This is a genomic window from Maricaulis sp. (assembly GCF_048270265.1).
Classification (GTDB): Bacteria; Pseudomonadota; Alphaproteobacteria; order Caulobacterales; family Maricaulaceae; genus Maricaulis.
This window is the reverse complement of record NZ_JBLWTD010000001.1, coordinates 85,056-103,674: the sequence shown is the minus strand read 5'-3', so window position 1 is coordinate 103,674 and position 18,619 is coordinate 85,056. Positions and strand designations below refer to the sequence as shown.

At 64.1% G+C, this 18,619-nt stretch carries 20 protein-coding genes; 6 read left to right on the top strand and 14 right to left on the bottom strand.

The window, feature by feature from the left end; genetic code table 11:
- Positions 1-610: 610 nt before the first annotated feature.
- The 4 genes from ACN0YF_RS00515 to ACN0YF_RS00500 all read right to left on the bottom strand — a co-directional run bounded on the left by ACN0YF_RS00515 (position 611) and on the right by ACN0YF_RS00500 (position 5,632).
- Positions 611-3,196, bottom strand: a complete 2,586-nt coding sequence (locus ACN0YF_RS00515; RefSeq protein WP_417492912.1) for a hypothetical protein — start codon at positions 3,194-3,196, stop codon at positions 611-613.
- Between the two features lie 142 nt (positions 3,197-3,338).
- Positions 3,339-4,367 (bottom strand): YHYH protein, encoded by a 1,029-nt coding sequence (locus ACN0YF_RS00510; RefSeq protein ID WP_417492911.1) that lies wholly within the window; start codon positions 4,365-4,367, stop codon positions 3,339-3,341.
- Between the two features lie 6 nt (positions 4,368-4,373).
- Positions 4,374-5,015, bottom strand: coding sequence for a PEBP family protein (locus ACN0YF_RS00505; protein WP_417492910.1), 642 nt, complete (start codon positions 5,013-5,015; stop codon positions 4,374-4,376).
- A 212-nt stretch (positions 5,016-5,227) separates the two neighbouring features.
- Positions 5,228-5,632, bottom strand: coding sequence for a hypothetical protein (locus tag ACN0YF_RS00500; RefSeq protein WP_417492909.1), 405 nt, complete (start codon positions 5,630-5,632; stop codon positions 5,228-5,230).
- A 184-nt stretch (positions 5,633-5,816) separates the two neighbouring features.
- Between ACN0YF_RS00500 and ACN0YF_RS00495 the strand changes: the two genes are divergently transcribed.
- On the top strand, positions 5,817-6,662 hold the full coding sequence (locus ACN0YF_RS00495; protein WP_417492908.1) for a metal-dependent hydrolase: 846 nt from the start codon (positions 5,817-5,819) through the stop codon (positions 6,660-6,662).
- 95 nt (positions 6,663-6,757) lie between these two features.
- A complete protein-coding gene (locus tag ACN0YF_RS00490; protein WP_417492907.1) occupies positions 6,758-7,138 on the top strand; it encodes a DUF1304 domain-containing protein in 381 nt (126 codons plus the stop codon).
- On the opposite strand, the gene ACN0YF_RS00485 is transcribed toward ACN0YF_RS00490, so the two are convergent.
- Positions 7,123-7,512 (bottom strand): VOC family protein, encoded by a 390-nt coding sequence (locus ACN0YF_RS00485; RefSeq protein ID WP_417492906.1) that lies wholly within the window; start codon positions 7,510-7,512, stop codon positions 7,123-7,125. The two genes, ACN0YF_RS00490 and ACN0YF_RS00485, sit on opposite strands and share 16 nt — an antisense overlap.
- A 134-nt stretch (positions 7,513-7,646) precedes the next feature.
- On the opposite strand from ACN0YF_RS00485, the gene soxR reads away from it, so the two are divergent.
- Positions 7,647-8,102, top strand: a complete 456-nt coding sequence (soxR, locus tag ACN0YF_RS00480; RefSeq protein WP_417492905.1) for a redox-sensitive transcriptional activator SoxR — start codon at positions 7,647-7,649, stop codon at positions 8,100-8,102.
- A gap of 41 nt (positions 8,103-8,143) precedes the next feature.
- Here the strand turns inward: soxR and ACN0YF_RS00475 are convergent, their stop codons facing one another.
- Positions 8,144-8,908: an RlmE family RNA methyltransferase gene (locus ACN0YF_RS00475; protein WP_417481571.1), complete on the bottom strand. Its 765-nt coding sequence runs from the start codon at positions 8,906-8,908 to the stop codon at positions 8,144-8,146.
- On the bottom strand, positions 8,905-9,882 hold the full coding sequence (locus ACN0YF_RS00470) for a Ppx/GppA phosphatase family protein (protein WP_417481572.1): 978 nt from the start codon (positions 9,880-9,882) through the stop codon (positions 8,905-8,907). The genes ACN0YF_RS00475 and ACN0YF_RS00470 overlap by 4 nt, the downstream gene beginning before the upstream one ends.
- A 328-nt stretch (positions 9,883-10,210) precedes the next feature.
- Between ACN0YF_RS00470 and hspQ the strand changes: the two genes are divergently transcribed.
- Both hspQ and ACN0YF_RS00460 read left to right on the top strand, forming a co-directional pair.
- Entirely contained in the window at positions 10,211-10,546 is a 336-nt protein-coding gene (gene hspQ, locus ACN0YF_RS00465; protein WP_417481573.1) for a heat shock protein HspQ, read from the top strand.
- Positions 10,547-10,677: 131 nt separating this feature from the next.
- Positions 10,678-11,742, top strand: a complete 1,065-nt coding sequence (locus ACN0YF_RS00460; protein ID WP_417481574.1) for an acyltransferase family protein — start codon at positions 10,678-10,680, stop codon at positions 11,740-11,742.
- A 78-nt stretch (positions 11,743-11,820) separates the two neighbouring features.
- On the opposite strand, the gene ACN0YF_RS00455 is transcribed toward ACN0YF_RS00460, so the two are convergent.
- From ACN0YF_RS00455 to ACN0YF_RS00440, 4 genes are all read right to left on the bottom strand, one after another.
- Positions 11,821-12,828: a fumarylacetoacetate hydrolase family protein gene (locus ACN0YF_RS00455; protein WP_417492904.1), complete on the bottom strand. Its 1,008-nt coding sequence runs from the start codon at positions 12,826-12,828 to the stop codon at positions 11,821-11,823.
- Between the two features lie 66 nt (positions 12,829-12,894).
- On the bottom strand, positions 12,895-13,920 hold the full coding sequence (locus ACN0YF_RS00450) for a hypothetical protein (RefSeq protein WP_417492903.1): 1,026 nt from the start codon (positions 13,918-13,920) through the stop codon (positions 12,895-12,897).
- Positions 13,921-13,942: 22 nt separating this feature from the next.
- On the bottom strand, positions 13,943-14,578 hold the full coding sequence (locus ACN0YF_RS00445) for a carbonic anhydrase (RefSeq protein WP_417492902.1): 636 nt from the start codon (positions 14,576-14,578) through the stop codon (positions 13,943-13,945).
- Positions 14,579-14,795: 217 nt separating this feature from the next.
- A complete protein-coding gene (locus ACN0YF_RS00440; RefSeq protein ID WP_417492901.1) occupies positions 14,796-15,257 on the bottom strand; it encodes a hypothetical protein in 462 nt (153 codons plus the stop codon).
- Positions 15,258-15,348: 91 nt separating this feature from the next.
- Between ACN0YF_RS00440 and ACN0YF_RS00435 the strand changes: the two genes are divergently transcribed.
- A complete protein-coding gene (locus ACN0YF_RS00435; RefSeq protein WP_417481579.1) occupies positions 15,349-16,257 on the top strand; it encodes a LysR family transcriptional regulator in 909 nt (302 codons plus the stop codon).
- Between the two features lie 9 nt (positions 16,258-16,266).
- Here the strand turns inward: ACN0YF_RS00435 and ACN0YF_RS00430 are convergent, their stop codons facing one another.
- The 3 genes from ACN0YF_RS00430 to ACN0YF_RS00420 all read right to left on the bottom strand — a co-directional run bounded on the left by ACN0YF_RS00430 (position 16,267) and on the right by ACN0YF_RS00420 (position 18,584).
- Positions 16,267-16,929, bottom strand: coding sequence for a TIGR02466 family protein (locus ACN0YF_RS00430; protein ID WP_417481580.1), 663 nt, complete (start codon positions 16,927-16,929; stop codon positions 16,267-16,269).
- Positions 16,926-17,981, bottom strand: coding sequence for an isoaspartyl peptidase/L-asparaginase family protein (locus ACN0YF_RS00425; RefSeq protein ID WP_417492900.1), 1,056 nt, complete (start codon positions 17,979-17,981; stop codon positions 16,926-16,928). Before ACN0YF_RS00425 ends, ACN0YF_RS00430 begins: the two co-directional genes overlap by 4 nt.
- Before the next feature lie 72 nt (positions 17,982-18,053).
- Positions 18,054-18,584, bottom strand: a complete 531-nt coding sequence (locus ACN0YF_RS00420; RefSeq protein WP_417492899.1) for a hypothetical protein — start codon at positions 18,582-18,584, stop codon at positions 18,054-18,056.
- Positions 18,585-18,619: the final 35 nt, after the last annotated feature.

Below are 18,619 nucleotides of genomic sequence, written 5' to 3'. Positions count from 1 at the left end.
CCACCAGTTTTCGCATTTCCAGGCCCCGACCGGGACAGGTCCGGCTTCCAGAATGACGGCGGGGGTTCCGGTCGGAACCGGGCCGTTCTGCCAGTCTGCCACCCGACCCCGCAAACCCCTGTGTGAACAGTGAAATCGGCGATTTGCGGTGTGGCAGACACTGTCACGAAATGGCAGCGCCTGTCGCGCAGACGCATATTTCGGCTGTGACTTTGCGCCGGAGCCAACAATGTCAAAGAGCGAGGATCGCCCGATTATAGCGCTGCGGCGGAGGCGGCGGATAAGCGGGGCATGGCAGATGCGCCTGCTCCTTCAATCCCCCACCCGTTGTCATCCTGGGCTGATGCCCGGACGCGTAGCGATCCGGGCGTAGATCGGCGGAGAAGGATTGATGTGACTTTCGGACAAATGAGCAAGCGCTGCTGGCACCCATCCTGGGGACACACCTCCATCCGACCCACCTGAACTTGGCAAGCTATTCGCTTAGGAGCCAGATTTAGAATCGTCCGAACGCACATTTTTAACAGGTCAACTTCCCCAACAAGCAGATCCCAACAAAGGGGGCACGCGGCCTGCCTCTCCAAGTCAAAGCGTCACGCTGAAAGGACGGTTATTTGGGACCAAGTGCATCAAGCTTGAAGCGGATACGGTCAAGTGCGACTAAAACTTTTATAAAATGGAAGGCTCCGTGTTCCAGCGTGTACACTGTATGTGCACGTTCCAATGCCGCAACAGAATTAATCAAATTTGCGCGAGCCTCTTCTCTAGCAGAGATGTCCGCTAGAGCTTCATAAAGCAAACCGAGATTGTGCTGCACGCTCGCCCAAGTGACCGGCATATTGTATTTGTTGGCCACTGTCAGCGCCGCCTCGAACGCCTCCATTGCCTGCGCAAGCCGGGCCGGCTTCGCCTCGCCTACCGACGCTTCGCCAAGCGCAAAAAATGCTCCTCCCAGACCATTTTGTGTCTCAGCCCACTGCACTGGCAATTCAGCCTTGGTCCGAACCATCAAAGCTGACTTGAAGGCTACTGCGGCACGCTCCAGCAGCGCAGCTCCAGCCTGACCTTCAAGGCAAGAACCAAGCTCCGAAAGAGCACAACCAAGACTAAACTGAGTTGACGCCCAAACAATTGTCCTTTGACCTTTTGCTTGGACCTCCAGTGCCGCGTTATAAGCCTCGACAGCCTGACCCAGACGCTCCACTCTCTCCTTGCCAACCAAATGGCTGGCCAGTTCGCGGTGCGCGTTGCCCAAGCTCGACTGGGTCATAGCCCAATCCACACGCATACCTCTCTGATCATATACAGCCAGGGCGCCTTCGAACGACACCACGGCACGTTCAAGGACTTTTTTGCGTCGGGAGCCAGACAACCTCGCACCAAGCGCCCCAAGTGCATTCCCAAGATTGTGTTGTGTAATGGCCCACTCGACCGGCAACGCGGCACGGGTCCTTACCATCAACGCGGACTCGAAGGTGGCAACCGCGTCGCGCAAGAGCTTGACCCCTGCGCGGCCGGGCGTACGATCGCCTTGGCGGCGTAGCGAGCACCCTAAGTTGTTTTGCGCGAGTGACTTTTGCGCTGGCGTTCCGAAGCGAGCGTACAAGGAGATCACACGCTCGTACACGTCTATAGCTCTGCGCGAATATGCAGCCCCCGTTTCTCCGCCTAGCCGGGCTCCAAGCGTGCCGAGCACGATCGCAAGGTTGTTCTGAGTGCCGGTCCTTACTTCAAGCGTGTCGGGAGTTTCATATGAGGCCAGCGCTGCGTCATACGCCGCAACAGCGCGCGTGAGCGCGCCCTGGTCAGGGAAGGTTTTTCCGAAGTTGCCCGCGGCATCAGCCTCGTCGCACTTGTACCTAGCCCAGACTTTCAAATCGAACGGGCGGGCCAATTCAGCCGCTGCAGCGAAATGATCCGCAGCTTCGATATAGCGCGCGCTGGCGTTGGCGAGGCGGCCCAGTTCAGATTCCGTATTCGCTTCCTCCAACGATATACCTCGACGAATTTCTCGCTGACGAGCCCGCAATTCCAGCAGGGTCGAGCGCGCCTCCGACAGGCGCCCCGCCTCGATATGGACATGGGCCTGATCGCGCAGATATTGCAGGTCTGGACCGGCTCGATTGCTGACCGCCTCCAATTGCTTGCCGAGGTTGATCAATTCCTGGCGTCCGCCCCGGAACGCGGCCTCGAAGGCATCTGCAGGCAGTCCGGCGCGCAGGACTTCCGTCAGCACACCCTCGACCTGGGTTTCGGATGTCGGGCTTTTGCCCGCCTCGCGCTCGGTCTTCAGTTCCGCCCGCAGTGCCTCAAGCTGCGCGCTCATATCGCGCAGCCTGGCAGACTGCTCGACGCTCATCAGCGCCGCAAACCGGCTTCTGAACGCCTCATCCTCAACCATGAAGGCCTGGATCTCATTGCGCATCGTCGCGAAAAAGCCGCGTACGCGGTCATGGAAGCGACGATAGAAATCCTCCATCGGCCCGCCCGACCAGACGACGTCCTCGGCCTCAGTGGCGATCACCATCTCACCGAAGGCTGCAACCTCGATCGCGCCCCGCAAGCCGGCCTGCTCGGCGTTCTGGCGCACGGCCACCGCATCGTCCGCCGCAAGACCGGCCTCCATGCGGGCGTCAGAATAGAAGAAGGCCTCCATGCCCAGCAATGCCATCTTGTCCGGAGCGGTGAAAAAAGCCTCCGCCGCCACCGGGGCACTTGCTTTGACGAAGAGCCCGCGCATGGCCTGGGCGGCGGCTGCGGCGCCCCGCACAATCCCGGTCAGATCGCCCGCCTCGGGTGGTTTGGGATCCTTGCGCTCTGCCAGTGCTCGCGGATCAAGCGCCTTGTTGACGTCAAGATCGCGCTCAAGATCGATCCAGTTTTCCAGATCACGCAGGAAGGGCGAGGCCTCGCGCGTGATATTCAGCGCATCGCGTGTTTCCAGTGCCAGCCTTTTGAAGGCCTTGAGCCGGGCCGTGCGGATCACGCGCAGGAAATGGTGATTGCCAGGCTGGGCTGCCGGATCGGCGATGGCCTTGAGCTTTTTCTTGCTGGCCGAGAACAGGTTCGCGGCCACTTCATCGCCAACGGCGCCGGCGATGGCTGCCGCAACAACGGCGCCCGCTCCACCCGAACCGAGCGCGACCAGCCCCGTAACAATCCCCGACGTCGCGCCCATGACAAGTTGCCCCTTCAATCGCGTCTCACACACATGAGCTTAGCGGTCAAACTCAAGGTCGCAAGGCGCGTAAGAATGGGAGTAGGTGTATTTGCGTGGAGCCCCTGTCCTTCCGCGCAGCTCGCCGTCCACGTCAATTCGACCTAGGAGCCTCCCCCCATCAACGCGCGGTCCGGCAATATTCGCCGCTCTGCACCACACCGCCATTGGTCACCGTCCGCGTCGTGAAGTCATAGCAATCGGGCGTGTCGGAAGGCGAGTAGCGGATATAGTGGTCCTGGCCCTGATACCGGTAATCCATGCTGCGGCTGCCATCGGGGTTTTCGGTGAAGACGAGGTTTTCCACCCCGCCCTGGGGTGGCCGTCCGGGAGCGGCACCGCGGCCGTCAGTGGCGGTGAGCGGGGGGACGCGCGGGAGGCGGTCGAAATCGGTGACGACGCCCATCAGGCATTGCACGATATAGGGGGCCGTTTCGGAGGTGTGGTAGCGATAGCCGAAAGCGTCATCGGCCTGGCCATTGCAGACGTCCAGCACACCTTCCGGGATCGGTGAACCGTCGGGATTATTGTCGCCATAGATCGGGAATCCGTCGAAGGCCCAGCCCAGCACGGCAGCGTCGCCGGCATTGGCCATCTGCGCGATCATGCAGGTCGGCTTGGCGTGATAATGATAATCATCACCGCGCCCGGCATGACCGCCACAGACATCAAGCTGGCCGGTCTGGATGGTGTCATGATGGGCCTGATGGTGGGCCAGATCGGCCTGGCTCATCTCGCCGCCGCCGGTGTAATCATAGATCGGCACGCCATTGACGGCGACGCCCAAAGCGGCGTCCCGGGTCAGCGGGGTGGTGCCCAGCGTCGGCTCGAGCAGGACCGGCGCGGCGTAGAAGGCCGGAACCGGGACCTGTTCATTGGTGCCGACAATGCCCGTCATCAATTCATGATCCGGATAGGTGTCGGAGCTGATGATCGCATGGCCGTCGGTGCAGGTGACGGTGACGCTGTCGTCAAACCCGGCCTCGGCCACGGAGCGGGCAATGGCGGCGCAGCGCTCCTGTGGCGAGGCATCAGCGGCGAGCTCATGGTGATCGTCATGCGCCAGGGCGGCCGGGGCCGTGGCGGCGGTCATCAGCAGGGCAACAAGCGGCAGGGCGGAAAAGCGGCGCACGGAGCGGGTTCCTTTCATGGCGGTTTACTCGACGGCCAGGCGGCAGAGCAGCGTATTACTCTGCTCGAGATCGGGCCCCCAAATGAGGCGCGCTGACGAGTCCCAGTCGATGCGGTCATAGCCCTCCTTGGGCCTCACCTCGCGCTCGGTGTATTCGACAGCATGGGGCCAGGTGCTGGCGTCAAAGCCCGGCAGGTCCCAGCCGGCCGGCTCATCCATCGCCTCGAAGGCGCAGGCGCCCTCGCCCGCCACCGGGTTCGCCTCGGCTTCGCAGGCCTTGTCCAGCGGCGCGGTGTGGATCACTAGGCATTGCCAGCCGGAATCGCTGACGGCGACCGTCTCGCCCGCCGCATCATGGATCTGCACGATCACGCCGCCATCACCCATCTGCTGCCGCCCGGTGCCGATATATTCCAGACCGGTATCATTCTGGCGGAAATCCATCGCCACCAGCCCGACCACAAAGGGCCGCTCCGCCTCGAACTCGAAGCTCTCGGCGTTGAAGGAGCGCTCGGTCGTGATCGGCACGCTGTCCTCGGCAACCTGGACACCGTCAATCCGCATCTCGAACCAGTTGTCGGCCCAGACATCGGCGGAATAGGTCTGCGCGAGGACGGGCGTTGTGAACATCAGCAACAGGGCTGAGGCGGCGATGGCGCGTTTCATGACGGGATCCTTGAGGGTTGTTTGCAGCTTAAACGCACCGGGCATGGAATTCCGTCGGTTGGGATGGGGCGGCGGCGGATATGCCGGCTCCCAACCAGCAAACCCTTGTCATCCCGGCCGGATGACCGGCCTTGAGCCGGACGCAGGGCCGGGATGACAAAAATGACATTTTTGGATGAAAGCAGCGGCCCGCTACGGGCCAGGCCCCGCCCTCAGTCCTCAGGGCTGGTTTCAACCGGCGGGCAGCTGGGGACGTCGACGGCTTCGCAGGTCTCCGAATAGCTGCATTCCGGCCATAGCCCGCCGGCGCCGGTACGGGTGCAGCGCTGGGTATATTCGAGATTGCTGCCGTCGGCACAGCGGATCTGGACCGTGCGTTCGATAAAGCTCACCGTCGCGCAGGCGCGCAGGACGCGATTATAGATATCGATCAAAATGCCCGAGGACTCCTGCGCCACCGGGGCTGTCTCGCCGCTTTCCCGCGCCGGGCGCTGGACCATTGAGGCGGGACTTTCCGGGCGCTGCACGGCCGGTTGCACCTGGCGCGTCTGGGCCGTTGCGACGTTCGCGCCGGCCAGGGCCATCAATAATGCGCTGATCAATGCGAGTCTGGGCATGTCATCCCCCTCCAGGTGCCAGGCGAACATCAAAGCACCTGCCAGCGCGCGGCGCAATTTTGCCGGGCCAACACGGACGGTCCGGCCTGAAGGCAGGCATCGAATATCCGTGTCGGCTTTTTTTCTGGCCCCAGAAGTGAACACCGTTCACAATGCGCCCGACATCAACAGGACACACACGCCCATGACCGCCCCGCACGCCGCCATAAAGACCACGCCAGACGATCTCACCGTTACCCCGCGCGACATCCATTTCGCGACGCAGGCCGCACATTCCCGGACCTGGCTGGGCGGTGATCCGGTGGCGACGGCGGTGTTCAATGCGATGTCGCTGACCTTTCCCGATGGCGAGCGTCTGTTCATGGATGCCGTGCGGCATTACCGGGGCGAGCTTTCGGGCAAGCTGCTGGAGGACGCACGAGCCTTCATCAAGCAGGAAGCGATCCATTCGCGCGAGCATGTGGCGCTCAATGGCGGGCTGGACCGCAATCATTATCCGGTTGACGCGATCGAGGCCGAGATCCGCGACCGGATCCGCGTCACGCGTGAACGCGGCCCGATTGCCATGCTCTCCGTGACGATCGCGCTGGAGCATTTCACCGCGATGATGGCCGATGTGACGCTCGAGGATGGCAGCGTCTTCGAGGGCACGCATGAGGACATATTGCGCCTGTGGCAATGGCATGCGCTGGAGGAGACCGAGCACAAGGCCGTCGCCTTTGATGTCTTCCAGCAGGTCACCGCCAAATGGAAACCGCGCCAGCGCTATTTCGTGCGCGCGCGGGTGATGGCGCTGGTGACCATCCTCTTCACCTCGAATATCAGCCGCTATGCCTCGAAACTCCTGATCGCTGACGGCGTCAGCCCATGGACGGCGCGGGCGCGGGTCTTGTGGTATCTCCTGTTCAAGCCGGGCCTTTTCCGCAAGGGCTGGCGCACCTACTGGTCCTGGTACCGTCCCGGTTTTCATCCCTGGGATCATGACAACCGCGCCACGATTGCCGCCTGGCAGGACAAGTTCGCGGCCTGACACCGCCCCGCCCTGCTCTCCATCCCGCTTGCCGCCCGGCCCGCGCCGTGCTGTGCTCGTTCATCGCCTGCACAGCGGGCGCAAAGGGGAGCGGCATGATGCGCATTCTGGCCATTGTCGCGGCGCTGGTCGTCGCCATTGAACATTTCGGCTTTCTCGTACTGGAGATGTTTCTCTGGCAGGGCGAGGCCGGAATGCAGGTCTTCAACCTCACCGCCGAGCAGGCGGCACAGACCGCCACCCTCGCTGCCAATCAGGGCCTGTATAACGGCTTCCTCGCCGCCGGCCTTGTCTGGAGCGTGGTGCGCGGCAATCGCGAATTCCTGCGTTTCTTCCTCCTCTGCGTCATCGCGGCGGGCGTTTATGGCGCGACATCGGTGAGCCCGGGCATTCTCTACATCCAGGCCGCACCGGCAGCTGTCGCGCTGCTGCTCAGCTTCGGCTGGAAACGGCCCCGGAGCTATCGCGGGGCATAGCTCACCACCTCGAATTCAATCCCGTTGCCATCGTAGAAATAGAAGCGTCGGCCCGGCTCGTAATCGCCATGGTTCTCGCTTTGATAGCCGGCGGCGAGGACGCGGGCCTCGATGGCGTCGAGATCGTCGACGACGATGGCGACATGGTTGAGATTGGCCTGCCGCGCCGCGCTGCGCTCTGCGGGCGGCTCGGGCGCCCTGGCGCCATAGAGCGCGAGATACTGGTCCGCTGTGCCGACATGGACGGTGTGGCCGCCATTGGCCGACGGGCCGCTCCAGCGGATATGCCAACCAAACAGATCGCACAGCATGGCGGCGGTCTCGGGCGGATTGGCGACGGTGAAATTGACGTGTTCCAGCAGGCCTGCAGTCATCGGGTTTCCTCTTCTCACGCTGAACATTTCCGGCCCGGGGGTCAGGCGATGGGCCGGTCGATTTGCCAAGCGTAATTGCTCAACCTAAGTTGAAGTCAAGCATTTGATTGCAGTGACACCCGGGAGCGAAAATCATGCGGGCTACAGATCTTATTCCGATCGGAAAACTGGCTGCCCGGGTGGGCGTTTCCGTCTCGGCGGTGCGCTTTTACGAGGCCAAGGGGCTGATCCATGCCGGGCGCAATGCCGGCGGCCAGCGGCGCTTTGCCCGCTCCGATGTGCGCCGACTCTCCTTCGTGCTGATCGCGCAGCAATTGGGGTTCTCGATCCAGGAAATCGGCGAACGCCTCGCCGCCCTGCCCGAGGGCCGCACCCCGACGGCAGCCGACTGGGCGAAGATCAGCGCCAGCTTCCGCGAAGCCCTGGACCAGCGCATCGACCGCCTCACCGCCCTGCGCGACCGGCTCGATGGCTGTATCGGCTGTGGCTGCCTCTCGCTGGAAAAATGCGCGCTCTACAACCCCGATGACCGCGCCGCCCGGCTCGGTGCCGGGCCGCGCTATCTGATGGGGGACAGGCCGCAGGTGTGAGGTTGGGCGGGGGAACACCCACGCTCGATTGCGGCCAGACCCTAGCCCTTGAAACCCATCGCGATCAGGAAGGTTTCGGCGCTTTCCGAGCGGCTGGAGGCGGGCTTGAAATGGCGGACTTTGGCGAATTTTTGCTTGAGCTGTTCGAGCAGCTCGGCCTCGGCGCCCCCCTGGAAAACCTTGGCGATGAAGAAACCGCCCGGCTTGAGGGTTTCAAAGGCGAACAGGGTCGCCAGCTCGACCAGGCCGACAATGCGGACATGGTCGGTATTCTTGTGGCCGGTGGTCCACGGCGCCAGATCGGAGATCACGCCATCGGCAGGACCGCCCATCGCGGCCTTGACCATGTCAGGCGCATCAGGCTCGGTGAAATCCTTCTCGAAGATCGTCGCGCCATCGATCGGGTCGATGGGGAGAAGGTCAATGCCGATCACTTCAGCCACGCCCTTCTTGACGCAGACCTGCAGCCAGCCGCCCGGCGCCGAGCCGAGATCGACAATGCGCATGCCCGGCCGGATGAAGTGGAAGCGCTCGTCCAGCTCGATCAGCTTGTAGGCGGCGCGGGAGCGATAGCCCTCCATCTGGGCTTTCTTGACATAGGGGTCATTGAGCTGGCGCTGCAGCCAGTTCTTCGACGAGGTCTTGCGGCCACGCGCGGTCTTGACGCGCTCGAACATCTGTTTCGAGGCACGGCTGTCCCCGCCCTTGGTGACAGGGCCACCCACGCGGCGGCGGCGCTTGTTGTCGTCAACCGGCGGGGTGTCGCCGGCCGGCTTGTTGTCGTCTTCGTCCGAAGGTCCACTCATGGGCTGGTCGCTCCTGGCGATTTCTTGCGGCGGCGGCGTGATTTATTGCGCCGCATCAGATTGAGCAACAGGCCTTCGCGCAAGCCGCGATCCCCGACGCGCAGGGTCTCGGCCGGCCACAGCTCGGCGACCGCTTCATATATCGCGCAGCCCGCCAGCACCAGCTCGGCACGGTCATGACCGATCGTCGGCTCCTTCGAGCGTCCGGCCAGATCGAGATCGCGCAGCCGCGTGCACGCAGCCTCCGCCTCGGCACAGCTCATCCACAGACCATCGACCTTGGAGCGCTCATAGCGCGGCAGGCGCAAATGCACGCCGGCGATGGAGGTCACCGTACCGGAGGTGCCGACCAGATGCGCCCGCCCCTCCGAGAAGATCGGCCGCATCGAACGGGCGCCGCGCGGCGTCTTCATCAGCTGGCGGACATAGGATTTCATGTCGTTATACCAGGCGACGCGGTCCTCGCGTTCGGGAAAGCGCTCCGCCAGGGTGACGACACCGACCGGGGTCGAGGTCCAGGAGCGCACCGGGGGACGCCCGCCGCTCTCCAGCCCGCCGCGCTCGCGCCAGGCCGCCAGGTCAACCCAGGACAATTCGGTCGACCCGCCACCGATATCAATCACCAGGGCGGCATCCTTGCCCTCATCGAGCAGGTCGAGGCAGCCATGCAGGGCCAGGCGCGCCTCTTCTTCCGGCGTGATGAGGTCGAAGGCGATACCGGTCTCGGCCTTCACCCGCTCAAGAAACTCGACGCCATTGCTGGCTTCACGGCAGGCCTGGGTGGCGATGGCGCGATGACGGATCTGGGGATGGCGGCCGAGCTTGTCGGCGCAGATGCGCAAGGCCTCGACGGCGCGGTCCATGGCGCCCTGGGACAGCACGCCATGGGCATTGAGCCCCTCGCCCAGCCGGACGACCCGGGAAAAGGCATCGATCACCTGAAACCCGCCACTGGTGCGTTGCGCCAGTAGCATGCGGCAATTATTCGTACCCAAGTCGATCGCGCCGTACACTGGAGCGGCAGGCCTGCGCCGTCCGCCCCGCTTGCGTGCGGCGGATCCGGGCCCCGGGGTTTCCGGGGTCGTAGGCTCCGCCATGTCAGTCCTTTCGCCAGTACGGAGCGCCTGCAAAGGCCGGCGCATCACGATCTGGCCCAATTTTATTTTCATGATCAGCATACCCGTCTCCCATCCCGCCGCAAGGAGGCGTAACGCAATCAGGGGCCGCGCGGGCTCGCCGCACTCGCCGGCGCGACTGCGATTGGCCCACAGGAAATTAACCGGCAGGGTTCAAAGTGTTGCGATGGAAATGCGTGAAGCCAAATTCGGTCTGGGCGATATTGTCCGCCACCGCCTCTACCCGTTCCGCGGCGTCGTCGTCGATGTCGATGCGGAATTCTCCAATACCGAGGAATGGTATCAGGCCATCCCCGAAGACGTGCGGCCCGATCGCGACCAGCCGTTTTACCATCTGCTGGCCGAAAATGAGGACAGCTATTACGGCGCCTATGTCTCGGAACAGAACCTGTTGCCCGACGCCGAAAACGGCCCCATCAGCCACCCGCAGATCGACGAGGCTTTCGAGGCCTTCGACGGCACGCGCTACATCCTGCGCGACCTGCCGCAAGTGTCGAATTAACCCGGCATAAACCCTGTTTTCACTGCACCGTTCCCCTGCGCCGTTTTCGCGCCTGTCTGGCCCGTGACTTGCTGTCGTTCAGGCATGTCCCCGGATTGAGACATCCGACGCGCGCAATGGGAGCCAGATTGATGAGCAGTAACCGCAATATGGGAATCGATACGCTGCGCGGGCTCGCCTGCGTCCTGCTGGTTGCCTTTCACGTCATCGGTGAAGCGCCTGAACACGGACTGCGTCTCGATTGGGATCACCCCTTCGCCATGTTCTCGGCCCTGTTCTTCCATCTGCGCATGCCGCTGTTCGCGATGCTGTCAGGCTTTGTCTATGGCTATCGCCCGATCCGCCGCGGCGAAGGTGGCAAATTCCTCACCGGCAAGGCCCGCCGTCTGGTCCTGCCCTATCTGTTCGCCGCGACGGCCTTTGCGGTGGTCAACACCGTGCTCGGCGGCGCCTTCGCCTTGCCGCTCGGCGATTTCTGGCAGGTCTATCTGGAACCCTATGCGCATTTCTGGTTCCTGCACTCGATCCTGACGATCTTCCTCGTCATCGCAGCGCTGGACTGGATCTGGCCGCGCGCACCGCTGCAGGTCGCGGTTGGTTTCCTGGCCGTCAGCTCGGTTTTGTTCCTGACGCCCTTCGGTGATGGCATCAAGCTCTTCTCATTCTTCCACACGCCTTACCTCGCGCCCTTCTTCGCGCTCGGCCTGGTGATCAACCGGATGGAACTGGCCAAGGTGGGACAATTGCCGCGCCAGCTGGTCTCCACTGTGCTGGTCGGCGGTCTGGTGAGCATGTTCGCGGTGCACGCCTATATCGTGCTCTCCGATCCGGGCCATGAGCTGCTGCGCCGCGACTTCGTTGCACTGGGTCTCGGCCTGTGCTTCTCCGGCGCCCTGATCATGCACCGCTTCACCATCGCGCCACTGGCCTGGCTGGGGCAGTACTCATTCTCGATCTATCTCTACCATATGTTCGGCGCGCTGGGCCTGCAGATGGTCTACAACTTCATCGGCATGCCTGACCCCGCGATCGGGCTGGCACTGGGCATGATTGCCGGTCTCGGCGCACCGGTGGTGTTCCAGATGCTGACACTTCAGGTGGGCGGTTTCGCACCCATGCTGGCGCTGGGCCTGAAATCACGCCGCAAGGCCGGCCCGCGCGTCACAGCGACCCCGCGCCCGGCCAGCGCCATCTGACCCTGGCGTCAATCGGATAGAGAAAAGGCCAGGACCGGCGGGTCCTGGCCTTTTTCATGTCTGGAGCGTGGGCCGGTCTCAGGCCTTGACGACTTCCTGTTCGATCGCGCCGAAGATGAGATGCCCGGAGGCATCCTTCATCGAGATGCGGACGATATCGCCATACTTCATGAAGGGCGTGGACGGCTTGCCGTTCTGGATCGTCTCGATCATGCGGATCTCGGCGATGCAGGAATAGCCCACCCCGCCTTCGCTGATCGGCTTGCCGGGGCCGCCATCGAGCTTGTTGGACACGGTGCCCGAGCCGACAATCGTGCCGGCCGTGACCGGGCGCGTCTTGCCGAGATGGGCGATCAGCTGGCCAAAATCGAAGGTCATGTCGGTGCCGCAATCGGCCTTGCCGAACAGCTCGCCATTATATTTCACCAGCAATTCGCCATGCAGTTTCTTGCCATCCCAGGCATCGCCCAGCTCGTCGGGCGTGACGGCAACGGGTGAGAAGGCGCTCGGCGGCTTGGACTGGAAGAAGCCGAAACCCTTGGCCAGTTCGCCCGGGATCAGGCCGCGCAGCGAGACATCATTGACCAGCATGACCAGACGGATCGCCTTGGCGGCCTCGTCAGGCGTGCAGCCGGCCGGCGCATCGCCGGTGATGACGGCGACCTCGCCCTCCATGTCACAGCCCCAGGCCTCGTCACCGAGCGGGATATTGTCGCGCGGAGCGAGGAAGGCGTCGGAGCCGCCCTGATACATCAGCGGATCGGTCCAGAAGGTCGCCGGCATTTCCGCATTGCGGGCCTTGCGCACAAGTTCGACGTGATTGACGTAGGCCGAGCCATCGGCCCACTGATAGGCGCGCGGCAGCGGCGAAAGCGCGTCGCGCTCGTGGAAGCGTTCCGACGGCACCGTCTCGCGCTCGAGCTGTTCGGCCAGCGTGCGCAGTTCCGGTTCGCAGCGATCCCAGTCATCGAGGGCCGCCTGCAGGGTCGGCGCGATCAGGCTGGCATCGGTGCACCAGGCCAGATCCTTCGATACAACAACAAGCTTGCCATCGCGATGGCCGTTTCTGAGCGAAGCGAGTTTCATGTGCGTTGACTTTCCCTATTGTGAAATTGCGAAGGCGTGCCTGCGGCCAGTGTGACCCAAGCCGGATCAGTTCGCCAGCAATGGATGCGGCATGGCGCCCGGGCGCGGCGAAGACGGAAACAGGCCATAACTCCATTCGATAATCGCATCGAGCGAGGGGCCGATCATCGCCGCGGTCTGCTGCGCCTCCTCGGCACGGCGCGCAGCGCTATAGGCCTGCGTCGGGTCCTTGGAATCGCGACCGAAGAGCGGACCGTCGGCGACGGCTTTTGCATGGTCGGCGCCCAGGCCGAGACCGAAGAAGTCATCGACCGCGATCAGCGCCGGCTCGGGCGTCTGCAGAAAACTGTCGCCATCGAGCGAGGCAAAGCGGTCTGCGCCGACGGCGCGCGCGGCCTCGAGCAGGCTGGCCAGCTGCATGTGCCAGACCAGGGCCGCGATCTGCAGATCGGTCAGTTTCAGCAATTCACGCGGCGCAGTCTGGGCGATGGCATGGCCGTCCATGGCGAAGATCGTGAACAGCTGGCGCGCAAAGGCCCGGCCCGGCTCGCCCTTCTTGGCGATGGAGAGCAGGAAGGCGCGCAGGTCGGAATAGAGCAACAGATGCCGCGCCTGCGGCAGCAGGCGGGAGACGTCGCCGGCGAGATTATTGACAGTATTGGTCGGTTTGATCGTCACATGCTCGCGCCGCACGAAGGGGCGTGAGAGCAGCGCCAGCACCGGTCCCAGCTCGCGGCCGAGCGCCTCGGCGCCCTGGGTGCGCTTCATATTGGCCAGGCTCATCAGCACGGCCGGTTCGCGCAGGCTGAGATTGGTACCGGGCTTGTCGAGACAGCGCGCCAGCAGGGTCGAGCCGCAAAACGCCGTGTGCCAGATGAAACAGGGCGCCCGCTTTGGCAGCGCCAGGCCCGCAAAATCGCTGACCGGGTGGGCGGCCTGCTGCGCCGCGGAGCGGTCCCAGCGATCGTCGAGGAAAGCTTCCTCGACCAGCGCCTTCCGGCTGACCCGGCTCAGGCGCAGGGTATGGCTGCCGGCGTCATGCGCATAGGGAAACCAGGCGGGATCGGCGGCAATTTGAGGCGCTTTGCTCACAGCGGACTTTCTCCCGGCCGGCCTAGGGTTCCACCGGCTCAAACACACCATCGGGCCGCATCCATTCCAGAATGCCGGTCGCGATCGAGAAGCGGGCGCCGTGCAATTGCATGCCGCGCGATTTCACCGCTTCGGTGACAAAGGGAAACTGGTGCAGGCGCTCGACCGATTGTTGCACCGCGAGCAATTCCATGTGGCTGCACAGGGCCGGCAGGCTGGGCTCGCCGAGCTCGGCGAGCACCTGTTCGCGCGTCGGCTCCAGCGGTTCCAGCCAGGGCCCGAGGAATGTGCTCTCGAGCTTGTCGAGGCCAATGGCGCAGGCTTCAATCCCGCCGCACTGACCATGCCCCATCACGACGACATGCTCGACGGCCAGCTGTTCAACGGCGAATTCCAGGGCCGCGGAAACACCGTGGCGGCCACCATCAAGATCGATCTGGGGCACGAGATTGGCGACATTGCGCACGACGAAGAGATCGCCGGGCCGCGCGCCGAAAATATGCACAGGGTCAACGCGGCTGTCGGAACAGGCAATCACCAGCGTGTGCGGTTTCTGTCCCTGGCTGAGCTCCTGATAGAGCGAGCTTTGCGCCGGATAACTGGTGGCGCGAAACCGTCGATAGCCGGCAGCGAGTTGTTCGGGAGGCCCCTGGGTCATCAGTCATCATTTCAGCTCTGCGCCCCGCAATTGCCGGGACTGACGGTGATTGTCACGCAGGCCGAAACAGGCTCTGCCGACGGCGCGAGCCTGTGTTTTACTGGTAAAGCCACGCCAATAGAAGACGCCTCTCTCAGCAAAAAAGCGGGCCGGAGCTGAAGCTCCGGCCCGAATGAATGCGGCAAAGCTTATTGGGGCCCGGGAGGGACGACCAAGTCTAGTCGCATTGTGCGAGCGAAAGATTCGCCCGGACTTCGTCTTCATCGCCAGCCAGCGCGGCGGCGGCGTTGAAATCAGCGGTGGCTGCGGCGTGATCGCCGGCAAGCCAGTGGGCCACACCGCGATTATTCACCGCGCGCCAAGCATCGGCGCGCAATTCGAGGGCGGCGTCGCAGGCTGCAACAGCCCGCTCATACTCACCGGTTGCAGCATAGCCCGCGCACAGATTGGTCAGCGCAGCGGCGCGCTGGCCGGGCGCGGCACCGGAACTGGCGATTTCCTCGCCAAAATGAATCACCTGGCGCCATTCACCGCGCGTCACGGAATTGTACTGGGCGCGCACGGAGCCATTGGCGGTCCGGTGGGCAGCGAATTGCGGCTCGGCGTCACAGGCCTGGGCCTGGGCGCCAGCGCCCGCACCGGCAATGAGAGCGGTGGCGAGGATGATTGATCGGAACATTGAGAACTCCATGTGTGAACGGCGTTCAACTTGGGAACAAAGGTATTCGAATGGAATTGACGAATTCAGGATCGTAGATATACATAATTGAATGGAAGACTGGTCCGACTATCTCGTATGCCTCGCCATCTCTGAAGCGGGCAGCCTGACGGCTGCCGCGCACCAGCTCGGCGTCAGCCAGCCGACGGTGACGCGGCGCCTGCAGGCGCTGGAACAACGCTTCGGTGAGCCCGTGTTCGAACGGGAGAACGGCCAGTCCCGCCTGACACCGCTGGGCCAGAAAATCGTCGCCCATGCCGCCCGCATGCGCGAAGAGGCCTCGGCGATCGAGCGCGCCGTCGTGGCCCAGGACCAGAGCCTGTCCGGCCGTGTCGTGATTTCAGCCTCCGAAGGGATCGGCGCCGACTGGCTGCCGCGCGCGCTGGCGAGTTTTCACCGCACCAATCCGGGCATCGGCATCGAGATCTCCATCAAGAATCACCCGGCCAATCTCGCCGACCGCGAAGCCGATATCGCCCTGCGCTGGAACGGTCCCGGCACACAGCAGAGCCTGATCGGCCGCCGCGGCGCCACGGTCGGCGCCGGCCTCTACGCCTCGAAGGCCTATCTGGCGGAAAAGGGACGGCCCGGGCGTGTCGAGGACCTGGCCGACCATACCTGTGTCGGCTGGTCGATGGGCGATTATTTCGGCTGGCCGGCCACCGAGGAAGGCGCGGCCGTCCTGCCCAGTCATGTCGCCTTCCGCGCCAACACACCGACGACGCATGTGCGCGGCCTAGAGGCCGGCTACGGGATCGGCGTCACCTCACACCGGCTGGCCTGCCAGCACAGCAATCTCGAGCGCGTCCTGCCGGAATTCGAGTCCTCGCTCGACCTGTGGGTCGTGGCACACGAGACGGTGCGCAAGAGCGGCCGTATCCGCGCCACCTTCGATCACATCATCGACCAGATGACCGCCGACATCGCCTATTTCACGCGCGGCGCCGCCTCGGTGCTCTGAGACCGCCCGTCAGGCGGCCGGCGGTGCGGGCATGGCAATGATATTCATCGCCACCGATATCCGGTCGCGGTTTCCGGTGTGCGGCCGCACCGCGTGCATCATCCAGGACGGAAAGATCACCAGCTTGCCCGGCTCGGGCGCGATCCGGTGCTGCGACAGCTGCCGGTTTCCGTCAGCATCGGTAAAGACAAGGTCCGGCGCAGCCATGCGGATCATCGGGAAACGCGGATCCTGGGCCACGAAGAGCCCGTCCTCCTTGTCGCCGCCATCATCGACATAAAAGCTCGCCGACCAGAAGGAGCCGGGATGGCAATGCATCTGGTTGGATGCCCCGGCCGGCGACATGTTGGCCCACATCTCCAGACCCATCTCATAGCGGGACTGGCCCTGGGCAGCCACGACATCGCTGGTGAAGCGGCCGCAGATCTTCATCGTCTCGACCGCAAGGGTCTGTGCGGCATTGCCGCCCCAGTGCAGCATCTCCGTATCGGAGTGCCAGCCCAGGATATTCGAGCGTGCGATCCCCTTCGACTGCTGGCGCCGCGCCGTGATCGCGGCACGCAGCGGTTCGATCAGCTGATCGGCCATCGGCAGGCGAACCTCGATTACCGGAGTCGCGAACAGCATGTTGACATTGATATCGGGCTCGGCGCCGGGCGGTGTCATGCTCATTCCTCGTCACCATAGATCGCGATCAGCGGCTCACCACCGGCGCTCTGACGGGCGCGGTACATGCCGGGTGTGTTGAAGCTCCAGGCGATCTCGCCGCCCGGCGTCAGGGCAATGATGCCGCCATCGCCGCCCATCGCCGTCAGCTCGTCCTGGATCACCCGGTCCGCGGCAGCCTGCAGGTCCATCCCCTCGAATTCCACCAGGGCGCAAATCCGGCTGGCCACGGTCAGGCGGATGAAATACTCGCCCGTCCCCGTCGCCGAGACGCCGCAGGACTGGTCATTGGCATAGGTGCCCGCCCCGAGGATCGGGCTGTCGCCGACCCGGCCCCAACGCTTGGCGGTGGTTCCGCCCGTCGAGGTGCCCGCCGCGACATGCCCGGCATTGTCGAGCACCACGACACCCACAGTCCCGAAACGGTGCTCGCGGCTGTCGCGCAGCAAGGCGCCCTCATCGACCGGCTCCGGTTCGGGCGCGCCCTCGGGACGCGGCGGAATCGGCAGGCCCAGCCGGCCCAGCTCGCGTTCCAGGGAAGCCCAGCGGCGCTCGGTAAAGAAGAAGGCGGGATCGACAATCTCGAGCCCCTGCTCGGCGGCAAAGGTCTCGGCGCCCTCGCCCTGCAGCATCACATGCGGGGAATGCTCCATCACCGCCCGTGCCAGCGAGATCGGATGGCGCACCGATGTCACGCCGGCCACCGCGCCGGCATTGAGGTCACGCCCGTCCATGATCGAGGAATCCAGCTCATTGCGGCCGGCCGCGGTAAAGACGGCCCCGCGTCCGGAATTGAACATCGCATCATCCTCGAACTCGGTGATGATCCGCTCGACCGCGTCGATTGCCGTGCCGCCCGATTCGAGGACGGCTTCCCCGGTCGCCAGCGCCCGCGCCATTGCCGCGCGATAGGCCGCATCGGTTTCCGGCGTCATCGCCTCGCGCTCGATCACACCGGCGCCGCCATGCACCACCAGGGCCCAGCGGGGCGTCTCCTGGGCCAGCGCACCCGGCGCGATCAGCGAAGCGGACATGGCCGCGATCAGGAAATGACGCATGGTTTCAAACCCTCCCTTGTTGCCGGCAAGCTTTGCGCTGATCCGGCCTGCTGGCAAGGGCATGACGGGTTGTCAGGACGCGTTGCGTGCAGTGCACAGGGGCCGCAGACCCTGCAGATTGGGTTGCGGCCGCAGCCAGCTGGCACCGCCAAAATACAATTGTACGCCCTGCACCACCCAGTCGTTCTGGCACCGGACCTGCTCGAAGCTGCCGGTGCACGGCGCGGCCTGCGCCGTTGCCGTCTCACCGGCAGCGGTGAGGAAGCGAACCGCGACGATGCGGCGATCGCGGCCGAAACAGGCACCCACGCCCTGCAATGTCTCGCCAACGCCCAGCACCGCCACGCCCGAGCGCGCCACCTGCCGGCCCGTCACCCGTCCGGCACAATAGCGGGCGGCCCGCGGCGGCGCGCCGCGGAAGAAGGCGCGCACCTGGCACAGGCGGTTGTCACGCAGCGTCAATTGGAGGCCGTAGAGGTCCTCGGCATTTTCACTCAGCAGCGTCTTGCTTTCCGGCGTCTCCAGTCCCAGCAACATCGAGGGGTCGATATCCAGGTCCGAGCCGGCGAGGCTGGCAAAAACGGCGAGACTGACGATCAGCACGGGGCATCTCCGCAATCAGGGGTCGAGGGCGCCAG